This is a genomic window from Mesorhizobium sp. M0968, assembly GCF_040319065.1.
Lineage (GTDB): Bacteria > Pseudomonadota > Alphaproteobacteria > Rhizobiales > Rhizobiaceae > Mesorhizobium.
The window spans coordinates 235,982-254,542 of record NZ_JAMYNL010000007.1; the positions used below are offsets into that span (position 1 = coordinate 235,982).

Sequence of the window (18,561 nt, forward strand, 5' to 3'; positions counted from 1 at the left end):
GAGGGAGAAGCCTGTGGCCCACAAGTCCAATCCATTGAGCGGAGCCGTCGGCAAAATGGCCCGTGCCGTCATGCTGGCCGGCGCGACGATGTGGCTCGCGCTCGGTCTCCACAATCAGGCGATCGCCGCGGGCGAGATGTCCCAGGACCAGTTCGACCAGCGTATCCACGATTATATCCTCGCGCATCCCGAAGTCGTCATGGAGGCGCTGCAGAGCCTCGACGCCCGCCAGCGCGAGGCTGCGGCAAAAGAGGCGAAAGCCGCCCTGGCGGCCAAGGCGGACGAGATTTTCCGGGACCCGGCGAGCCCGGTCGGCGGCAACGCCGAAGGCGACGTCACCATGGTCGAGTTCTTCGACTATAACTGCCCCTATTGCCGGCAGGTTGCGCCGATCATGGCGCAAGCAATGGCCGACGATCCGCATCTTAAGGTCGTCTACAAGGAATTCCCGATCCTCAGCACGGATTCCGTATTTGCTGCCAAGGCGGCTCTCGCCGCAAAGCGCCAAGGCAAATACCTGGCATTCCACAAGGCCCTGTATGCGGTGAAGACGCGGGTGACCGAAACGGTCGTGCTGAAGGTCGCTGCCGACGTCGGGCTCGACGTGGCTAAACTGAAGACCGACATGCAGCGGCCCGACATCCAGGCGTCGATCGACCGGAATACGCAACTGGCACAGGCGCTGAAGATCAGCGGAACGCCAAGCTTCGTCGTTGGCGAGCAGATTTTCCCCGGCGCGACCGACCTGGCAACGATGAAGAAACTGATCCAGCAGGCGAGGAGCAGCAAATGAGCCGAATATGCTACCTAAACCGACGGACGGTTGTTCTGGGCGGCGCCTTTTGCGCCGCCGCGGTCCTGAGCTTCCTCAAGGGGCCGGATCTGGCGATGGCCGATGGGGATGCCGATCTGCTGCGCCGTTTCAAATATCTCAGCCAGAACGGCAACAGCACGTGTTCGGCCAAGTTCACCGAGTCGATCGCGACCATGCCGGCGATGTCGCGGATCACGGGCTCGTGCTGCAGCCCGATGGAGATGAAGCGCTATGCCGAGCAGGTGAGCGGCCTGGCCAGGTACCGCGACATCGCGATGATCCCAAGCGATCCGTACGATATTCAGGCCGGCATCGCACAGAAGATGATGCCCTACTACGATGTGAAGCTCTCCCGCGACGAGCAGCAGGCTTACGACTATGCGATGGCTAATTCCAACGAGAAAGGCCCATGCTGCTGCCAATGCTGGCGCTGGAAAGTATATGGCGGGCTGGCGAAGTTCCTGATCCGTGAGCACGGTTTCACCGGCAAGCAGGTCGTCGATGTCTGGGATCTCTCAGACGGCTGCGGCGGAGGTATGTAAGACGACCAGGACGTGGTCGACACTCCGGTTGGCAGGACAAGATACTTCCGGTTGCCGGGACAAGGGCGACAGGGCGGCCGATCGGGTTTCCTCGTCGTCTTGACCGAAATCCACGGCGAGCTAATTCCCTGCGCAATCGCCGATGCTTACCGACGAAGGCGGGCTTTCACTGACAGCAAGGTGATTGCAATGATGAATGGTCCAATGGGTACGTGGATGATGGGCGGCATGGCGCTCGTCTGGGTCCTGGTGTTCGTCGCCCTCTTGCTCGCGATTGCAGCCCTGGTCAAATACCTGCGAACCTGAAGCCGTAGACACCGTCAAGCATACGACTATGCGATGGCAAATTCCGAGGAGAAGGGGGCAGCCGTTGCCAATCCCTGTCAGACGAAGCCTGGAACCGGCTTGGTCTTGCCGCTCAGTTGCGCGCCCAGCGTCAGTGTCTGCGGGAAATTCCGGACGATCGCTGCCATCAAGGTGGCGCTGCCGGGGCGAAGGGCAATTCCGGCAACGGCCGCGGCGGCGTAGACCCGGGTCGAAAACAGTCTTTTCCAGGCCGCCTCGTAGCGTCTGGCGGCAGCCTCGCGCCCTGCCCGGCCACTTGGCGCGCATGCGAGTTCGCAAGCCAGCAGCCAGCCGGACTGAAGCGCCATCGAGATGCCCTCGGCGATGACAGGATGAGACTCTCCAGCTGCATTGCCGACGCGGAAGATGTCCTCTTCGTAGCACGAGCGAATTCCCGGCCGGATCGGACCTGCGGCAAGCCACGGACCGTCGAGGAGAGCCGGTTCCAGGGCGTTCCTGACGCCTCGGCACGAGTCCACGAGATGGCGCGAAACCGCATCGGCGGCCGACACGTGGCTCCGTTGTTTGGGGCCATATTGTTTACGCAGCCGCGCGAGCATATCGCGCCGGATGCAGGACGAGATCGACAACCGGCCATGATCCGCCGAAACCATGCCGCCATAGCCGCCGGGGAAGGCCAGCAGAGGCATCAAATCCGGCGGCAGGGACGACCCGGTGAAATGCGCCTTGAAGCCGAGCAGGTCCGACGGGCGATTGGCCTTTGCGAGCTGGCTGGGCAATGGTCCCGGTTCCCACGAGCCGTGTGCGGCGACAATCACCGGCGCTCGCAATATCGCCGCTTCATCCCCGGCTTGAATTCGCACCCTTTGCATCCCACCGTCCGGCTCGATGGCGACGGCGCGGCAGGGTTGAAAGATTTCGACACCCGCCGATCGCGCCGCTTGCAAAAGCAGAGAATCGAGAATGTCCCGGCCGAGCGCCCGGCCGAAGCTGTCTTTCGCCCGAGGCCCAGCTCCCGCACGTGGCATTGCCGCCTCGACGCAGGTCTCGCCGGAAAACAAGCCGACGCGGCGGATTTCGGGGCCGGCATTGGTACGCCAGGCATCGCCGATCTCGAGCCGGTCGAGAAGCGCAAGATTGCTTGCCGAGATGTATTCGCCGCAGACCTTGCGGCGTGGAAACGCACTCTTTTCCACAATTGCCACAGCCCATCCGCGCCGGACCAGCGTGAGCGCGACGGATGTGCCCGCCGGGCCGGCGCCTATGATGATCGCGTCATGGGTCGACAATCCCGTCATGGGTCGTTGCCGGCGCTGGCGCCGACGAAAATGTGGGAAAACAGGCCGGCGCGTCGTTCCTCGACCGGTTTGCCGTTGGCCGCAAGCCAGAGACCGGAAAGCTCGCTGCCGCGAAAGCCGGCACGCACGCTTTGCGCCGCGTCGTTTCGTGTGACGTCGTTGGCGCCGATTGCCGGCAGAAGACGGGTCGCGGCCAGCGGCAGTTTCGCCCGCAGCGGCTCTGTCGCAATGAGCAACGGGGCTTTCGGCCCGATCAGCGAAAACAGACGCACGACCTGTGCATCATCGAGGTGATGCAGGAACAGATTGACGGTGACGGCGTCGAAACGCGCACTCTCGATCTTTCCTGCCCAGTCGAAGACATCGGCGGTGACGCCTTCCGCCCTCCATCCCAGCCGGTCAAAATCGCCGCGCAATTGCGCGGTGAGGAGGCCGACGCGGTCGAGCATCACCAGTTCGACCCCGGGCCAATGCCTGGCCACGCGCCGCGCCACCGCCAGCATGAAGGAGCCATCGCCGGCGCCGATCTCCAGGATGCGGCGTGGCGGCGTTGGCACGAACCTCCTGAGCAACGACGTCATGATCGGCGCCTGAAACATCAGCATATTGATGCGCCGAAGGTCGCGGCGCGCGGCCAGCGCTCGCGGATCGTCGGCCGCAAGTCCGTCGAGGATTTCCGGCGCAAGCTGCCGGTGCTCCAGGCCGCTCATGACACCGTTCGAAAGAGCATGGTTTCGGCCGTCAGCCCGGGTCCGAACGACATGCCGCAACCGAGCAGGCCGGGTGGCGCCTTCAGCATCTCCTTCATCACGAACATGACGGTCGCCGACGACATGTTCCCATACTGGCGCAACACCTCGCGCGATGGTTCCAGCGCCGTGGGCTCCAGTTCCAGAGCCCTTTCGACGGCATCGAGAACCGAACGTCCCCCCGGGTGCACGGCCCAAAGGTCGATGTCTTTAGCCGATCGGCCTCCGAGGATGGCGGCCTGGCTGTTCCGCAACGCTTCATGAATCGCTGCCGGCACCTGGCCGGAAAGAACCATTTCGAAGCCGTGGTCGCGAATGTTCCAGCGCATCAGGTCCCGCCGTTCCCTCGCCACCAGACAGTGAAAGCTATCGAGCTCGATGCCGGCCGGCTCGGCAGTGATGAGCGCAGCCGCGCAGCCGTCGCCCCAAAGGCAGAACGACAGCAGTTTTTCCAGCTCGGTGGTCTGTCGCAGATGCATCGTGCAGAGCTCGATATTGACCAGCAGGACCTTGGCCTGCGGGTCGGAGCGGACGATGTGGCGGGCCAGCTTGAGGCCGTTGATCGCCGCATAGCAACCCATGAACCCGATCATCGTGCGTTCGATCCCGTTCGGCAGCCCGCAACGCGCAACCAGCTCGAGATCGATGCCCGGCGCCGAAAAGCCGGTGCAGGTGGTGACGATCAAATGGGTGATGCGGGAAGCGTCGTCGCCAAGCTGCAATCCGTCGATGCCCTTTTGCGCCAGAACAGGTGCGGCATCGTCGAACATCGCCATTCTCATGGCCGTTCCGGGAAACGCGCCCCGGATGAAGGTCCCGGCCAGGTCGGCAGTTGGTCCTTCGGGGTCGGACGCCGGCGCAAAGCAGGAATAGCGGTGCTCGATGCCGGCAAGATCGGCCATGCGTTCGAATATCCTCCGGCGATCGGCCGCGAGCATGGAGGCCGCGAAACGCAGGTAGAATTGATGAACCTCGTACTCCGGCACCGCTGTCGCGATCCGGTTGATATAGGCCTTGACGGGCATGTTCTGTCTCCTCGGCGTCTGCACGGTGTTGCGTCGAGCCAGCGCCGGAGGGTCTTTGCTCATCGGCACCCGGTGTCGAACACCGGGTTTTGAGCACTGTTCGGTAAAAACGTTTCCGAGGACCGATTTCTTCCCGAAGGTTCAGTATGTGCTGGCAGGCAAACGGTTGGAGCGGGCGGGCGGTTGCGTCAGGCATCCAAAATCGCCACATCATGTTGACCTTCCATCTACTGGAAGGTCTATTTCCTCCGACAAAGGAGATTTCCGCCATGAACATCGGCGTCGCATCCGAAAAATCCGGCTTGCCGGCCAAGACGATCCGTTACTACGAGGATATCGGGCTCTTGCGCCCGGCCCGGACAGACAATGGCTATCGTGATTACTCGACGGCCGATATTCACCGGCTGCGCTTCCTGCAGCGCTCGCGAAGCCTGGGGTTTTCGGTCGACGAATGCCGCCAGCTGCTGTCGCTGTACCAGGACAGGAAACGTGACAGCGCCGACGTGAAGGTGATCGCGAAAGCCAAGCTGGTGGAGATCGACAGGAAGATCGCTGAACTGGTCGGATTGCGCGGCTTGCTCCACCAATTGGTCAGTCACTGCCACGGCGACGAGCGGCCGGATTGCCCGATCATCGACGAGCTGGCAGGACAAGGCGTCGCCCAGTGAGGTGGATTGAAAATCGGAGCGGCTGACGTGCAAACTTCGCTGTCATGCCGGCTTGTGCTGCCGCACGACCTTCCATTCATGCCAGATCAGCACCATGACGACAGCATCGAAGACGGTCAGGACAAGCAGGCCGAACGAATGGGTGTAGGAGTAGCGGTAGACTTGGTAGATCATAAATGCGCCCAGCGCCGCAAGCGATGCCGGATACGACCACAGCTTGCCTCTCAAAAGCCCGACAACGAGCAGCAGTTTTATCAGGCCGTGGCTAAGTAGGTAGAAGGCATAAAACTCCTTGCTGGCGACGGAAAAGTGGCTTGCCATCTGCGACAGATAGCCAGCTATGAAATCGTTCGGATCTTCGATCAATTCCTCTTGGGTGAATGTATTGACCCAGGAGGCAATGGCGTCGGTGGTGACGACATAAAGCAGGATCCCGCCCACGCATTCGATCAGGGCATGCGCCCCTTTAAGCCAGATGCTGAGCTCGAAAATCTGATGGATGCGGCGTTCGTCTACTGCTTTCACAAAATTCACCTTGCGATCGACAACAGCGGAAACGAGAAACGATGGATGCAGCTCTAACCCACTGGATCAACGCGGCAGCCGGGATCAGCCCTTTTCTTGATAAGGCAATGATCGCCGTCTCACAAATCGGCGTTCCGCTGATGGTGCTGGCTGTTGCCCTGCAATGGTGGGCAAAGGCCGACCGCTACCATGTGCGCCATGCTGCCTTGTCCGCCGGCTTGGCGTTCCTGCTCGGTCTGGCGATCAATCAGTTCATTTTGCTATTCGTCCACCGGCTGCGGCCCTACGATGCCGGCGTGACGCATCTGCTGATTGCGCCCAGCGCCGACTGGTCGTTTCCCTCCGACCACGCGACAGCCAGCTTTGCGGTTGTTGCTGCTCTTGCAATGCAAGGTCTGCCGCGCCGGACGCTGGCCCTCTCCATCATGGCATTGCTGATCTGTTGGTCGAGAATTTATATCGGCACCCACTATCTCACCGACGTGATAGGCGGTGCCACCACTGGCGTCTTAGGTGCCGTTGTGGTCCGATTTGCCTATCGCGAGAACTCCCGACTGGACAGTCTGGTCACAAGAATTCTCTAGCTCCTTATGTGCCAACGATGAGACGAGCAGCTATCATAGCGGTCCTGTCGCTTGCCTGCGTCTCTGTCGTGCTCGCCGCCGCCCATTCGGGTCGTGATGCGGTCATCCAGGCTCGCCAGGCCTCGATGAAGGAAATGGCCGCGGCGGCAAAGGTGATCGCCGGGATGTTCGACGGCAAGCAGGCGTACGACGCCGCGGCCTTCAAGGCGGCGGCCGAGACCATCCGCGCCCGCACCGGCCCTGCCCTGATTGCCGAATTCCCCAGCGCGACATTGGGCGCGCCTTCAGGCGCCAGGCCGGATATCGACCCCGCCCGCGCGGAGTTCGAAGAGCTGGCTCGCCACATCGGGACGCTGGCCAGCGCCTTGGCCTCCGACGCCGAGCGGGCGCCGCCGCGCATCACCGACGACATGAGAATGGGTTCCGGCCTGGCGATGGGCGGTGGCAGCCTGCTTGGCAAGCGACCATCACTCGCGGAAGCCGATCCCACTAAATTGCCGGCGGAGCACCTCCTGCATCTCATCTTGCAGGATTGCTCGAGCTGCCATTCGAAGTTTAGGCAAAAGGTCGAGTGATAGCGTCAGCTTCGCTGCAGCTGACCCGCCATGAAATTGCGCCAGCCGCCGAAATGCGAAATCTCCTTTGCATCGGTGAGACCGGCACTTTCGACGAGGAAGCCTTTCGGCGAAGTTCCGTCATCAAGCAGAAGCGTGCCGATGCCTAGCGGCGGCGGGATCGCGGCAACAAAACGGCCGAAGGCTTGCGGCGAGAGCCGCCAGACTTCGACCTCGATCGCTGTCCCCTTGCCGTTGCAGATGCGTTCGAGCCCCGGTCGCGGCACCGACTGGCCGGCGAGCGCGTAAAGCCGGTAGAGCGGCGCCGTTCTTGCAGCCCGGGCGAACATTGCGCCGAGCTGCTGCAGCTGGCCGTTCAGCGCCATCCCCGACAGATGCGCGCCGACCACGGCCAGCTCGATCGTGCCTTCATCCACGCCCGCCAGAACATCGCCGCGCTGCGGCTGCGGCCAGCCGATAGCACCAAGCGCAAGGCCGCTTGCCGCATGGACATCGCGCGCAAGCGACGCAGTCAGGTGGTCCTTGCCCGCCGCGGCAAGCAAGGTGACGCTCATCGGCAGACCGTCGCTGCGGGTTCCGCTCGGCACGGCAATGCCGCACATGTCGAGCAGATTGACGAAGTTGGTGTAGGTGCCGAGCCGGCTGTTGGTGACGATCGGATCGGCCAGCACCGCTTCGACTGTGTAGTGCGTCGGCGCGGTCGGCACGCAGAAAACGTCGACCGAGGCGATGACCGGCGCAAGCTTGGCCTTATAGCCTTGCAGGGCATAGAGCCCGTTGAAAGCGTCCGCAGCGGAAAGTTTTCGCGCACCGCCGATGATCTGCCGCGTCACCGGATGCATGGCGGCCTCGTTGGCATCCATGAAGTCCCTGATCGCGGCGTAACGCTCGGCCACCCAGGCGCCTTCGTAGAGCAGAGTGGCGGTGGCGTAGAAATCACCGAACGGGATTTCGACCAGCCGGCAGCCCAGCGTCTCCAGCGAGGCAAGAGCGGCCTCGAAACCCGCCTGCATCGCCTCGTCGCCGAAGAACGTCCAGTCGGCCCTGGCCGGCACGCCGACAGTCAGCACCGGCGGGCGCGCGGCAAGAGCCTGAATGCAGAGGTCACGTGAATAGGGATCGGCGTCGTCCTTTGCCGCCGCCGCCTCGAACACGTGATAGGCGTCATCGACGGTGAGCGCGAAGACCGAGACGCAGTCGAGCGTCCGGCAGGCCGGCACGACGCCGGCGGCTGATAGCGCGCCGACGCTCGGCTTCAGCCCGACGATGTTGTTGAGGCCGGCGGGTATGCGCCCCGAACCGGCGGTATCGGTGCCGAGCGCGAAGGAGACGATGCCGCGCGCCGTCGCCACGGCCGAGCCGCACGAGGAACCGCCCGGCACCAGTTTCGGGTCGATCGCATTCCTCGGGATTGGATAGGGCGTGCGAACGCCGACCAGGCCGGTGGCGAACTGGTCGAGATTGGTCTTGCCGACAACCAGCGCGCCGGCGGCCTTGAGCCGCGCGACGACGGTGGCGTCTTTCGCCGGCAAGTAGGCATATTCCGCACAACCCGCCGTGGTCGGCATGCCGGCAACATCGATGTTGTCCTTGACCGCGAACGGCACGCCCCACAGCGGCTTTGCCGCGGGATCGAACGGGCCGAGCTTTTCCGCCTCGGCAAGCAACTCCGCCCTGCTCGCCAGATGGATGAAGATGCCGGGGTCATCGGCCGCCGCGAGCCGCGCATGGACCACATCGATCACCTCGCCAATGCCGACGCCGGCCTGATAGGCAACGTGCAGGCTCGCTATGTCGAAGCGGATTTCGCTCATTTGGCCTCGCCCAGAATGACTACCGGCAGGTTCCACTGGATGAGCACGACGCAGCCATCCTTGGTCCACACCGAATGCTCGGTTCCGACCGGGTTCAGGATCACGCTGCCCGCGGCATGATCGCCGTTCTCGTCGCTCTGCGTGCCTTCCAGCACGATGATCGTCTCCAGCCCGGCATGGCGATGACGCGGCACGCTGGCGCCAGCCCGGTAGTTCAGGATGGCGACCGACGGTTCCATCGGCCCACCCTTGAGCAGCCAATGCACTGTGATGCCTTCGCGAAAATGCTCGAATGGCAGATCACGCCAGCCTCCTTGGATGAGAGCCGCGTATGCGACGTTAGGCATTGGAAAGTCCCTCGAGCACCTGGTCCGTCGTTGCCGTCCAGCCGACGATGGCGCCCTGCGCCCTGATCATGGCAAGGGCTGCCGCCTTGAACTCCGGAAAATAGCTCTCAGTGGCATCCTCCGCCAGAAGGCATTCATAGCCGCGGTCGTTGGCCTCGCGCATCGTCGTCTGCACGCAGACCTCCGTCGTCACCCCGGCAAAGACTAGCTGCTGTGCGCCGAGCCGCTTGAGGTCGTCGCCGAAGCTGGTGGCATAGAACGCGCCCTTGCCGGGTTTTTCGATGACGATCTCGCCAGGCAGTGGGGCAAGTTCATCGAGGATCGCCGTTCCCGGCTCGCCGATGATCAGCACACGACCCATTGGCCCGACATCGCCGATCCTGATCGACGGATTGCCGCGATTGCGCTTGGCCGGCGGCAGATCCGAAAGGTCTGCCTTGTGGCACTCCATCGTGTGGATCACCGGCAGGCCAGCGGCGCGAAACCCCGCGATCAGCCTCTTCACCGTGGGCACGATCGCCGTGACCCGGCTGACGTCATTGCCGAGGCTGGCGCCGAAGCCGCCGGGTTCGGCAAAGTCGCGCTGCATGTCGATGACGACCAGCGCCATCGCCTCAGGATTGAACACAAACGGAAACGGCAGCGCCTCGATCTCCGCCATCAGTGATGTCCCGCCATGTGCTCGCCGATCATCTGCACGCTCGCCTGCGCGATCGGCGTTTCATAGACCAGCGCGCCATCCGACATGACGAAGATGCGGTCCGAGAGCTCGAGCAGCTCATCAAGGTCCTCCGACATAAGGAGCACGGCGGCACCGGCGTTGCGCGCCTTCATGATGCGGGCGCGGATTTCGGCGACGGCAGAGAAGTCGAGGCCGAAGCAGGGGTTGGACACGATGAGCAAATCGACCTCGCCGGTCAGCTCGCGCGCCAGCACGGCGCGCTGCACATTGCCGCCCGAGAGCGACGAAATCGGCGAAGCGAGCGATGCCGTCTTGACCTTGAACTGTTCGACCAGGCGGGCCGCGTAGTCCCTGATCGCACTCATCCTGATCCAGTTGACCGGCTTGCCCGCCTCGTTGAGGTCGAAGGTCCGGAAGGCCATGTTTTCCGCCACCGTCATCTTCGGTGCGCAGGCATTGCGCAACGGCTCCTCCGGAATGAAGCGGACATTGAGCGTACGCGCCTCGCTGCGGCTGGCGCCATAGGGCGAGCCTTTCACCAGAACGTCGCCGCCATTGCGCGCCCGCTGTCCGGCAAGGACTTCGAGAAACTCCTTCTGGCCGTTGCCGGAGATGCCGGCAATGCCGACGATCTCACCCGACTTCACATCGAGTTCGCCGATGTCGATGGTTTTCAAACCGGTGCGGTCGGGCGCCTTCAGCGACTTTACCGTCAGCACCTGTCTGGCGCCGGCCGGCACCGGGGCGCGGCTGTCGAGTGCGGCGATCGGTTGGTCGCCAATCATCATCGCCGCCATCTGCTTGTGGGAAAGTTCGGAGACCTTTCCGGTTCCGGTCAGCCTGCCCTTGCGCAGCACGGTGATATCGTCGGCAAAGGCCGTCACCTCGTGGAATTTATGCGAGATCAACAGCACGGTGAGGTCGCCGGTCCTGGTCATGTCGCGCACCAGGCCAAGCACTTCCTGTGCCTCGCCGGGAGTGAGCACAGAGGTCGGCTCATCGAGCACCAGGAAACTGCGGCCGAGATAGAGCTGCTTGATGATTTCGAGCTTCTGCTTCTCGCCGGCCGCAAGTTCCGCCACCTTGACGTCGAGCGGCAGCTTGAACGGCATACGCTGCATGAATTGCGCAAGTGCGGCGCGCTCCTTGCGCCAGTCGATGACGACGGGCACCTTTTCGCGCGAAATGACCAGGTTTTCCGCACCGGTCAGCGACGGGACCAGGGTAAATTGCTGGTAGACCATGCCGAGCCCCAATGCCGAGGCATCCTTCGGACTGGCGATCGCGGCCTCGCGGCCATCGACCAGCATGTCGCCGACGGTCGGATGGTAAAAACCCGTCATGCATTTGACCAGCGTCGACTTGCCGGCGCCGTTTTCGCCGAGCAGCGCATGGAACGATCCCGCCGGCACCTTGATCGAGACGTCGTCCAGCGCGGTGAAAGCGCCGAAGCGCATGGTCATGCCGATGGTCTCGACGCCGACGGCTTTCTTGCCAGTGCTCCCGCTCAAGATCGCCTCCTCACGGCAGTTGCGCGACGAAGGATGCCGAATTCGACACCGCGCCGAACACCCCGCCCTGCATCTTGATCATCTTGATCGCGGCGAGATGATTGCCGTAGTCGGTTGCCCCGCAGCAATCCTCCAGCATCACGCATTCGAAGCCGCGATCATTGGCCTCGCGCATCGTCGTGTGGACGCAGACATCGGTGGTGATGCCGGTCAGCACGATGTTTTCGATGCCGCGCTGGTGCAGGATCAGTTCGAGGTCGGTGGCGCAGAACGAGCCCTTGCCGGGCTTGTCGATGATCGGCTCGCCCGCCGCCGGATAGAGGTCGGGGATGATGTCCCAGCCGGCTTCGCCGCGCACCAGGATGCGCCCGCAAGGTCCGGGGTCGCCGATGCCGGCATTGATGCGGCGCGAACGCCAGCGCTTGTTGGCCGGCAGGTCGGCGAGATCGGGCCGGTGGCCCTCGCGCGTGTGGATGATGGTGTAGCCCTTGGCCCGCATGGCTGCGAGCACCGACTTGATCGGCTCGATTGGCGCCCGCACCAGCGAAAGATCGTAACCCATATGATCGACATAGCCGCCCGGCCCGCAGAAATCGGTCTGCATGTCGATGATGATCAATGCCGTATTGTCCGGCCGCAGCTCGCCATTATAGGGCCATGGATAGGGGTCGGCATCGATATAGCGCTGGGTGATCTCGGCTCTGGCGTTCATCGGAAAAACTCCAGTCATTTGGTGATCGACAATTCGCCCGGCGCGCCGGCAAGCGAGCGGCTCGGCGACGAGGTGGCGATCATGATGATGAGCGTGAGGATGTAAGGCGCGGCGTAGAAGAGGTAGTAGCCCTGCGTGACCCCGACCGATTGCAACGCCGGGCCCAGCGCGCCCGCACCGCCGAACAACAGTGCCGCGGCAAAGCAGCCGAGCGGATTCCAGCGGGCGAAGATGACCAGCGCCACCGCCATCAGGCCCTGCCCCGACGAGATGCGTTCGGTCCAGCTGCCGGGATAATAGAGCGACAGATAGGCGCCGCCGATGCCAGCAAGCGCACCGCCGACACCTGTCGCAAGCAGGCGCACGGTGTTGGGATTGAGGCCCATGGCGCGCGCCGCATCGGAGCTGTCGCCGACGACGCGCACGATCAGGCCGGCGCGCGTATTGCGGAACGCCCACCATAGGAACACGGCAAGTGCGGCACCAATCAGGAACAGGATGTTGACGTTGAGCGCCGCCTGCACCTGCGGGATATCCGACCAGCCACCGAAGGCGATGGCCGGCAGGTCTGGTGCCGAGGGCTGGATGAACGGCTTGCCGAAGAAGAAGGCGAGGCCGGAGCCGAACAGCATCAGCGCGATGCCGATGGCGATGTCGTTCACCCCGCGGAATTTGCAGATCCAGCCGTGGAACAGGCCGAAGCAAAGACCGGCACCGGCGGCAGCCAGCACGCCGAGCCATGGCGAGCCGGTCATCACCGCGACGGCGTAGGCAGTCATCGCACCGAAGACCAGCGTGCCTTCGAGGCCAAGATTGATGCGGCCGGAGCGTTCGGTGATGGCTTCGCCGAGCGAGACGAAGATGAAGGGCGTCGAAACGCGGATGGCGCCGCCGAGAATGGCGAGCGGCACGCCCCACAGGCCGATCTCGGTCGCGTCCATCAGGAGCCTCTCTTCCACAGATCGGGATTGAAGACCTTGAAGCGGCCGTAAAAGGTTTCGCTGAACAGGATGACGACGAAGAGCATGCCTTGCAGCACCAGCACGGTGGCGTCGGGCAGGTCCATGCGGCGCTGGATCAGCCCGCCGGAAGCGCCGATACCGCCGAGCAGGAAAGCGACCGGGATGATGGCGAGCGGATTGTGGCGAGCGAGGAAGGCGACGAGGATGCCGGTATAGCCATAGCCGGCGGCGAGCGAGGCGTTGGCGCTGCCTTGCACGGCGCCGACCTCCAGCATGCCGGCCAGCCCGGCGAAGCCGCCGGCCAGCCCGGTGAAGCCGACGATCAGCGGCCCGACGGCAAGCCCTTGCACCTGAGCTGCCCTGACATTGCCACCGGCAATGCGGGCGGCAAACCCCCAGCGCGTCTTTTCGATCAACAGCCAGGACAGGAGGCAGGCGAGAATGCCGACGACCAGGCCCCAGTGCACGTCCATGCCTGGAATGTTGCCGATGCGGTAGGCATCCGCCAGCGGCTCGGTCGAGGGTTTGTTGAGCGAAGCCGGATCGCGCAGAGGCCCTTCGACCAGATGGTTCATCAGCGCGATGGCGATATAGGCCATCAGCAGACTGGAGATGGTTTCGTTGACGGCGCGGTAGTGGCGGAGTGCGCCGACGGCACCGATCCAGATGCCGCCGGCGACCGCGCCCGCCACGCCCATCAGCAGGATGACCAGAAAAGCTGGCGCGCCATTCGCCGCGACGCCGATGGCGGCGGCGGCAACGCCGCCCAGCACGATCGCGCCTTCGCCGCCGATGACGACGAGGCCGAGCCGGGCCGGCAGCGCCACGCAGAGCGCTGCCAGTAAAAGCGGTGCTGCCCGCGACAGCGAGTTCTGGATCGAGAACCACGAGCCGAAGCCGCCGCGCCACATCGTCTCGTAGAGTTGCACCGGCGAATTGCCGACCAGCGCGATGAACACGCTGAACAGCGCCATGCCGACGATCAGCGCCGCGAGCGGTATGACGAAGGCTTCCGCCCGCCGCGCCGCCCATTCGAGCGCCGCCGGATAATTCCTGGCGCCAACCAGCGCCGGTGCGCCCGCAGTGCTGACCGTGTCTGCCATGGCCCCGTCTCCGATCCGGTTCAGGCGGTCGAACCGACGACGCCCTCGACCAAGTAGTCCATGCTTTCGAGTTCGAGCGCGGTCTCGGCGAAGGCCTGGCCTTCGGTCGCGACGACGACGCCCTTGTTGCTCTTCAGCGGACCCTTGATGACGGAAAAGCCGCCTTTCATCATTTCGGCCAGCGTGCCGTCGAACTGTTTGCGGGCGGCGTCGCCGACGGCGGGGCCGAGCGGGCTCATCTTGACGAAGCCGTCGGCCAAGCCACCGCGTGTGAAATTGGGCAGCGGCGTGCCCGCCACCAGATCGTCGACGAACATCTTGTAGACCTTGGCCCAGTTCCATTCCGCGCCGGTCAGGTATTTTTCCGGCGCCAGCGGGCTCTGGTTGGCATGATAGCCGCAGACGAAGGCGCCACGGCCGGCCGCCGTCTCGACCACCACCTTGGGGCTGTCGACATGGCAGGTGATGACGTCGGCGCCCTGGTCGACCAGCGCATTGGTGGCCTCGGCCTCCTTGACCGCCAGCGACCACTCGCCGGTGAAGATCACCTGGCAGGTGATGGTCGGGTCGACCGAGCGCGCGCCGAGCAGGAAGGAATTGATGTTGAGCAACACCTGCGGGATCGGCTTTGCCGCGACGAAGCCGAGTTTCTTGGTTTTGCTGGTGTGACCGGCGACGACGCCGTTCAGATACTGGCCCATGCCGATATAGCCGAAATAGGAACCGGCATTCATCGGATGCTTGTCCTTGTTCCACATGCCACCGCAATGGCGGAACTGCACGTCGGGGAATTTCGCGCACATGGCGAGCATGTGCGGATCGAAATAGCCGAACGAGGTCGGGAAGATCAGCGACGCACCGTCGAGATTGATCATCGATTCCATCGTCTTCTGGACGTCGACCGTCTCCGGCACGTTCTCCTCCTCGACGACGGAAATTCCTTCGATCCCCTTCAGCGTGGCGGCGCCTTCGGCATGCGCCTGGTTGTAGCCGTAATCGTCCTTTGGCCCGACATAGATGAAGCCGACGGTGGCCGTCGCGGCGAAGGCCCTGCTGATCGGAAACGATGCGGACGCAAGGCCGAGCGCCGCTCCGGCGGCGGAGGTCTTGAGCAGGTCGCGGCGGCTAAGCATGAATCTCTCGGACATTGAATGCTCCCTCTGTGGGGCCTTTGGGGCCGGTTAACACCTCAATGAAAGAAGTGTATGCAATCAGCATGCCAGTTTCAGAAATAGGATTTATTCAGCAATATCAATGAGTGTGCCGATGTGGACTGCACAAAGCCGGAGCAATTGCATACACTTTTTGCCTTCAAAATCGCCAATTTGACATGAAGGCTAAAACATAGGCATACAGAGATGCGGAGGAATCGAAGCCGGTGAGTGGCTTACGGCTCTAGCGAAAAGACTGGACGGAGGAGACGTGTCGGGAAAGCGCAATTTGATCAGGTCGGGCACGACCGTCGATCAGATGGTGAGGGCGATCAGCGACCGGATCGTCACCGGTTTCCTGCGCCCGGGCGAAAAGCTCGATGAGGCCTCGCTCGCGGCCCGCTTCGACGTCTCACGCACGCCGATCAGGGAAGCGCTCAGCCGGCTCAGCGCCATGGGGCTGGTCGAAAGGCGGCCGAACCGCGGCGCCACCGTCGCCGTGGTGACGCAGGAGCACCTCGCCTCGATGTTCGAAAGCATGGCCGAGCTTGAAGCGATCTGCGCGCGGTTCTCGGCCGAGCGCATGACCGCTGGTGAGCGCCGCACGCTGGAGGCCGAGCACCAGGCCTCGGCGCGCTTGGTGCAGCTCGGTGCTGAAGAAGAGTATGAGCTTTTCAACACCGAATTCCACACCCGGCTCTATCGCGGCGCCCACAGCAAGCACATTTATGAACTGACCGTCATGACCCGCGGCCGGCTGGCGCCGTTCCGGCGCGCGCAATTCATGCTGCCCGGCCGGCTGGCCCAGTCATGGCAGGAGCATGACGCCATCGTGACAGCAATCATGCGCGGCGACAGTGCGGCGGCCGGAACAGCCGCCAAGGATCATGTCTCGATCGTCAGCGAGGCGAGCGCCGTCTTTGCCATCGGCGATCGCCCCAAAGGCAGGACCGAACCGTTCCCGACATCGGCTTCCTAACCGTCAATCGACCAGCACGGCGACCACGGCAGCGCAGTCGCCGGCCTTGACCAGCCCCGGAAAATGCCGCGCCGCCAACAGACCGGACATTTTGGCCCGGATCTCCCGCGGAGCGCCGCCGGTGCGGCCTATAGAATGGATACGTGCCAGCACCTGGTTCTCTGCCACCGCCTCGCCGAGATCGATCATCGTTTCGATCATCCCGTCGTCCTCGGCGAACGAGAAGCAATCGCCGGACGGCATGTCGAGCCAGCGGGTCGGCTGCATCTCGACCGCGCCGGCGACAATGCCGGCATGGCGCAGCACATTGAGCACGCCGCGACGCGCGATCCGCACCGTTTCCGCGCGCGAAGTCCCGCCGCCGCCAAGCTCTGTGGTGATGAACAGCTTGCCCATCTCTTCGGCGGCAGTGTCGAACATACCGACCGCGTCGATCTCCAGCATTTTCATCGACCATGGTGCGGAGAAGGCTTCAACCGCGGCGAAACCCTTCGCTTCCAGCACCTTGTCGGGCCGGATGTGGGCGGCGCAGAACGGCACGAAGTCGAGCGTCTTGCCGCCGGAGTGGAAGTCGAGCGCGATGTCTGTACGGGGCAGAAGCTCGCGCTGGAAATAATCGGCGATCTTCTCGGTCACCGTGCCGTCGGGCCGGCCGGGAAAGCTGCGGTTGAGATTGCCCTTGTCGATCGGCGAGGTGCGTGTGCCGGCGCGGAACGCCGGATAGTTCATCGCCGGCACGATGATGATCGTGCCGCTGACTTGCTTCGGGTCGAGCGTACGGGCGAGGTCATAGAGCGCCAGCGGCCCCTCGTACTCGTCGCCATGATTGCCGCCGGTGAGCAATGCGCTCGGCCCCTTGCCGTTGCGGATGACGCAGATCGGGATCATCACCGATCCCCAGGCGGAATCGTCGCGGCTGTAAGGCAGGCGCAGGAAACCGTGCTGCACGCCGTCGCGCTCGAAATCGACGGTCGGCGTGATCGGTGACGGGCGAAGGCTGGACATCGGGCTCAATTCTTCACCACCAGTTTGCGCGGCACATTCGCCAGGCACTCGACGCCCGTCTCGGTGATCAGGATGGATTCGGTGATTTCCAGCCCCATCGTCTCAAGCCACAAGCCGGTCATGAAATGGAAGGTCATACCGGGCTTCAACTCGGTGCGGTCGCCTGGACGCAGGCTCATCGTGCGCTCGCCCCAGTCAGGCGGATAGGAAAGCCCGATCGGGTACCCGGTGCGGTTGTCCTTGACGATGCCGTACCGCTTCAGCACCGCGAAGAAGGCGTTGGCGATGTCCTCGCACGTGTTGCCGGGCTTGGCGGCGGCAAGTCCCGCCTCCATGCCTTCCAGCGTCGCCTTTTCGGCATCGAGGAATTCCTGCGTCGGTTTACCAAGGAACACAGTCCGGGAAAGCGGACAATGGTAGCGGTTGTAGCAGCCGGCGATCTCGAAGAAGGTGCCCTCGCCCGATTTCATCGGCCGGTCGTCCCAGGTCAGATGCGGCGCCGATGCGTCGGCGCCCGACGGCAGCAGCGGCACGATCGCCGGATAGTCGCCGCCGATGCCGTCGACGCCGCGCGTGCCGGCATCGTAGATCTCGGCGACCAGGTCGCATTTGCGCATGCCGACCTCGATCTTGTCGACGATGCGCTGGTGCATCGCTTCCACGATGCGGGCGGCCTTGCGCATGTAGTCGATTTCGGTCGGGCTCTTCACCGCGCGCTGCCAGTTGACCAGTGCCGTGGCGTCGACGAAGCGGGCATAGGGTAAGTGTTTCTGCAGCGCTGCGAAGGCAGCGGCCGAGAACCAGTAATTGTCCATCTCGACGCCGATGCTGAGCTTGCCCCAGCCGCGATCGGAGAGCACGCTGGACAGAAAATCCATCGGATGGCGCTCGGTCGACTGCACATAGTGGTCGGCATAGCCGATGATGTTGTCGTGCGCGAGATAGGCGGTGCGCTTGGCGCCGTTGGCGTCCTGGCCGCGCCCGTACCACACCGGCTCACCCGACGGCGGCACGATGACAGCCTGGTGCACGTAGAACGACCAGCCGTCGTAGCCGGTCAGCCACGCCATGTTGGACGGATCGCTGACGACGAGCAGATCGACGCCCTTGGCCTCCATCGCCTTCCGCGTCTTGGCGAGGCGCTCCGCATATTCGCCGCGCGAGAATTTCAAATTGGGCTGCATTGTTCTTGGTCCTCGTTTGTTGGGC

At 63.6% G+C, this 18,561-nt stretch carries 20 protein-coding genes; 6 read left to right on the forward strand and 14 right to left on the reverse strand.

The genetic code is table 11. The features are described from left to right. Positions 1–13 precede the first annotated feature (13 nt). Positions 14–793: a DsbA family protein gene (locus NKH67_RS15650; RefSeq protein ID WP_352501316.1), complete on the forward strand. Its 780-nt coding sequence runs from the start codon at positions 14–16 to the stop codon at positions 791–793. Next, on the forward strand, positions 790–1,356 hold the full coding sequence (locus NKH67_RS15655; RefSeq protein ID WP_352501317.1) for a hypothetical protein: 567 nt from the start codon (positions 790–792) through the stop codon (positions 1,354–1,356). The genes NKH67_RS15650 and NKH67_RS15655 overlap by 4 nt, the downstream gene beginning before the upstream one ends. 383 nt (positions 1,357–1,739) lie before the next feature. Here the strand turns inward: NKH67_RS15655 and NKH67_RS15660 are convergent, their stop codons facing one another. The 3 genes from NKH67_RS15660 to NKH67_RS15670 are packed head-to-tail and all read right to left on the reverse strand — an operon-like array spanning position 1,740 to position 4,734. After that, positions 1,740–2,960 (reverse strand): NAD(P)/FAD-dependent oxidoreductase, encoded by a 1,221-nt coding sequence (locus tag NKH67_RS15660; RefSeq protein ID WP_352501318.1) that lies wholly within the window; start codon positions 2,958–2,960, stop codon positions 1,740–1,742. Next, positions 2,957–3,670: a methyltransferase domain-containing protein gene (locus NKH67_RS15665; RefSeq protein WP_352501319.1), complete on the reverse strand. Its 714-nt coding sequence runs from the start codon at positions 3,668–3,670 to the stop codon at positions 2,957–2,959. Before NKH67_RS15665 ends, NKH67_RS15660 begins: the two co-directional genes overlap by 4 nt. After that, positions 3,667–4,734: a type III polyketide synthase gene (locus NKH67_RS15670; RefSeq protein WP_352501320.1), complete on the reverse strand. Its 1,068-nt coding sequence runs from the start codon at positions 4,732–4,734 to the stop codon at positions 3,667–3,669. The genes NKH67_RS15665 and NKH67_RS15670 overlap by 4 nt, the downstream gene beginning before the upstream one ends. A gap of 269 nt (positions 4,735–5,003) precedes the next feature. Here NKH67_RS15670 and cueR point away from each other — a divergent pair, with 269 nt between their 5' ends. Next, positions 5,004–5,402, forward strand: coding sequence for a Cu(I)-responsive transcriptional regulator (cueR, locus tag NKH67_RS15675; protein ID WP_352501321.1), 399 nt, complete (start codon positions 5,004–5,006; stop codon positions 5,400–5,402). 42 nt (positions 5,403–5,444) lie between these two features. Here cueR and NKH67_RS15680 read toward each other — a convergent pair whose 3' ends face one another. Continuing rightward, on the reverse strand, positions 5,445–5,927 hold the full coding sequence (locus tag NKH67_RS15680; protein ID WP_352501322.1) for a DUF2127 domain-containing protein: 483 nt from the start codon (positions 5,925–5,927) through the stop codon (positions 5,445–5,447). Between the two features lie 41 nt (positions 5,928–5,968). On the opposite strand from NKH67_RS15680, the gene NKH67_RS15685 reads away from it, so the two are divergent. Continuing rightward, entirely contained in the window at positions 5,969–6,511 is a 543-nt protein-coding gene (locus NKH67_RS15685) for a phosphatase PAP2 family protein (protein WP_352501323.1), read from the forward strand. Between the two features lie 17 nt (positions 6,512–6,528). Continuing rightward, positions 6,529–7,086, forward strand: a complete 558-nt coding sequence (locus tag NKH67_RS15690) for a cytochrome c (RefSeq protein ID WP_352501324.1) — start codon at positions 6,529–6,531, stop codon at positions 7,084–7,086. 5 nt (positions 7,087–7,091) lie between these two features. Here NKH67_RS15690 and atzF read toward each other — a convergent pair whose 3' ends face one another. Genes atzF through NKH67_RS15730 form a run of 8 tightly spaced genes read right to left on the reverse strand, consistent with a single transcriptional unit; the run spans position 7,092 to position 15,365 of the window. Continuing rightward, entirely contained in the window at positions 7,092–8,900 is a 1,809-nt protein-coding gene (gene atzF / locus NKH67_RS15695; RefSeq protein WP_352501325.1) for an allophanate hydrolase, read from the reverse strand. Then, positions 8,897–9,247, reverse strand: coding sequence for a cupin domain-containing protein (locus NKH67_RS15700; RefSeq protein WP_352501326.1), 351 nt, complete (start codon positions 9,245–9,247; stop codon positions 8,897–8,899). Before NKH67_RS15700 ends, atzF begins: the two co-directional genes overlap by 4 nt. Continuing rightward, positions 9,240–9,908, reverse strand: coding sequence for a cysteine hydrolase family protein (locus NKH67_RS15705; protein ID WP_352501327.1), 669 nt, complete (start codon positions 9,906–9,908; stop codon positions 9,240–9,242). The genes NKH67_RS15700 and NKH67_RS15705 overlap by 8 nt, the downstream gene beginning before the upstream one ends. After that, on the reverse strand, positions 9,908–11,392 hold the full coding sequence (locus NKH67_RS15710; RefSeq protein WP_502893758.1) for an ABC transporter ATP-binding protein: 1,485 nt from the start codon (positions 11,390–11,392) through the stop codon (positions 9,908–9,910). The genes NKH67_RS15705 and NKH67_RS15710 overlap by 1 nt, the downstream gene beginning before the upstream one ends. 58 nt (positions 11,393–11,450) lie before the next feature. Next, positions 11,451–12,152 (reverse strand): biuret amidohydrolase, encoded by a 702-nt coding sequence (gene biuH, locus NKH67_RS15715; RefSeq protein WP_292658819.1) that lies wholly within the window; start codon positions 12,150–12,152, stop codon positions 11,451–11,453. Positions 12,153–12,166: 14 nt separating this feature from the next. Then, positions 12,167–13,093 (reverse strand): ABC transporter permease, encoded by a 927-nt coding sequence (locus NKH67_RS15720; RefSeq protein ID WP_352501329.1) that lies wholly within the window; start codon positions 13,091–13,093, stop codon positions 12,167–12,169. Next, a complete protein-coding gene (locus NKH67_RS15725) occupies positions 13,093–14,217 on the reverse strand; it encodes an ABC transporter permease (RefSeq protein ID WP_352501330.1) in 1,125 nt (374 codons plus the stop codon). The genes NKH67_RS15720 and NKH67_RS15725 overlap by 1 nt, the downstream gene beginning before the upstream one ends. Positions 14,218–14,237: 20 nt before the next feature. Then, on the reverse strand, positions 14,238–15,365 hold the full coding sequence (locus NKH67_RS15730) for a BMP family ABC transporter substrate-binding protein (RefSeq protein WP_352467659.1): 1,128 nt from the start codon (positions 15,363–15,365) through the stop codon (positions 14,238–14,240). 322 nt (positions 15,366–15,687) lie between these two features. Between NKH67_RS15730 and NKH67_RS15735 the strand changes: the two genes are divergently transcribed. Then, positions 15,688–16,347, forward strand: a complete 660-nt coding sequence (locus NKH67_RS15735; protein WP_352455454.1) for a GntR family transcriptional regulator — start codon at positions 15,688–15,690, stop codon at positions 16,345–16,347. Between the two features lie 3 nt (positions 16,348–16,350). On the opposite strand, the gene doeB is transcribed toward NKH67_RS15735, so the two are convergent. Together doeB and doeA are read right to left on the reverse strand one after the other, a co-directional pair. Then, positions 16,351–17,352, reverse strand: a complete 1,002-nt coding sequence (gene doeB / locus NKH67_RS15740) for a N(2)-acetyl-L-2,4-diaminobutanoate deacetylase DoeB (RefSeq protein WP_352501331.1) — start codon at positions 17,350–17,352, stop codon at positions 16,351–16,353. Positions 17,353–17,357: 5 nt separating this feature from the next. Continuing rightward, positions 17,358–18,536 (reverse strand): ectoine hydrolase DoeA, encoded by a 1,179-nt coding sequence (gene doeA / locus NKH67_RS15745; protein ID WP_352501332.1) that lies wholly within the window; start codon positions 18,534–18,536, stop codon positions 17,358–17,360. Positions 18,537–18,561 lie beyond the last annotated feature (25 nt).

What these genes read in the sequence shown, in the direction of transcription:
- NKH67_RS15660 (WP_352501318.1), bottom strand. Translation starts at nt 2,960, where the DNA reads ATGACGGGATTGTCGACCCATGACGCGATCATCATAGGCGCCGGCCCG.
- NKH67_RS15710 (WP_502893758.1), bottom strand. Translation starts at nt 11,392, where the DNA reads ATGACCATGCGCTTCGGCGCTTTCACCGCGCTGGACGACGTCTCGATC.
- atzF (WP_352501325.1), bottom strand. Translation starts at nt 8,900, where the DNA reads ATGAGCGAAATCCGCTTCGACATAGCGAGCCTGCACGTTGCCTATCAG.
- NKH67_RS15655 (WP_352501317.1), top strand. Translation starts at nt 790, where the DNA reads ATGAGCCGAATATGCTACCTAAACCGACGGACGGTTGTTCTGGGCGGC.
- biuH (WP_292658819.1), bottom strand. Translation starts at nt 12,152, where the DNA reads ATGAACGCCAGAGCCGAGATCACCCAGCGCTATATCGATGCCGACCCC.
- NKH67_RS15730 (WP_352467659.1), bottom strand. Translation starts at nt 15,365, where the DNA reads ATGTCCGAGAGATTCATGCTTAGCCGCCGCGACCTGCTCAAGACCTCC.
- NKH67_RS15700 (WP_352501326.1), bottom strand. Translation starts at nt 9,247, where the DNA reads ATGCCTAACGTCGCATACGCGGCTCTCATCCAAGGAGGCTGGCGTGAT.
- NKH67_RS15670 (WP_352501320.1), bottom strand. Translation starts at nt 4,734, where the DNA reads ATGCCCGTCAAGGCCTATATCAACCGGATCGCGACAGCGGTGCCGGAG.
- NKH67_RS15705 (WP_352501327.1), bottom strand. Translation starts at nt 9,908, where the DNA reads ATGGCGGAGATCGAGGCGCTGCCGTTTCCGTTTGTGTTCAATCCTGAG.
- NKH67_RS15690 (WP_352501324.1), top strand. Translation starts at nt 6,529, where the DNA reads ATGAGACGAGCAGCTATCATAGCGGTCCTGTCGCTTGCCTGCGTCTCT.
- NKH67_RS15720 (WP_352501329.1), bottom strand. Translation starts at nt 13,093, where the DNA reads ATGGACGCGACCGAGATCGGCCTGTGGGGCGTGCCGCTCGCCATTCTC.
- doeB (WP_352501331.1), bottom strand. Translation starts at nt 17,352, where the DNA reads ATGTCCAGCCTTCGCCCGTCACCGATCACGCCGACCGTCGATTTCGAG.
- NKH67_RS15725 (WP_352501330.1), bottom strand. Translation starts at nt 14,217, where the DNA reads ATGGCAGACACGGTCAGCACTGCGGGCGCACCGGCGCTGGTTGGCGCC.
- doeA (WP_352501332.1), bottom strand. Translation starts at nt 18,536, where the DNA reads ATGCAGCCCAATTTGAAATTCTCGCGCGGCGAATATGCGGAGCGCCTC.
- cueR (WP_352501321.1), top strand. Translation starts at nt 5,004, where the DNA reads ATGAACATCGGCGTCGCATCCGAAAAATCCGGCTTGCCGGCCAAGACG.
- NKH67_RS15735 (WP_352455454.1), top strand. Translation starts at nt 15,688, where the DNA reads ATGGTGAGGGCGATCAGCGACCGGATCGTCACCGGTTTCCTGCGCCCG.
- NKH67_RS15665 (WP_352501319.1), bottom strand. Translation starts at nt 3,670, where the DNA reads ATGAGCGGCCTGGAGCACCGGCAGCTTGCGCCGGAAATCCTCGACGGA.
- NKH67_RS15685 (WP_352501323.1), top strand. Translation starts at nt 5,969, where the DNA reads ATGGATGCAGCTCTAACCCACTGGATCAACGCGGCAGCCGGGATCAGC.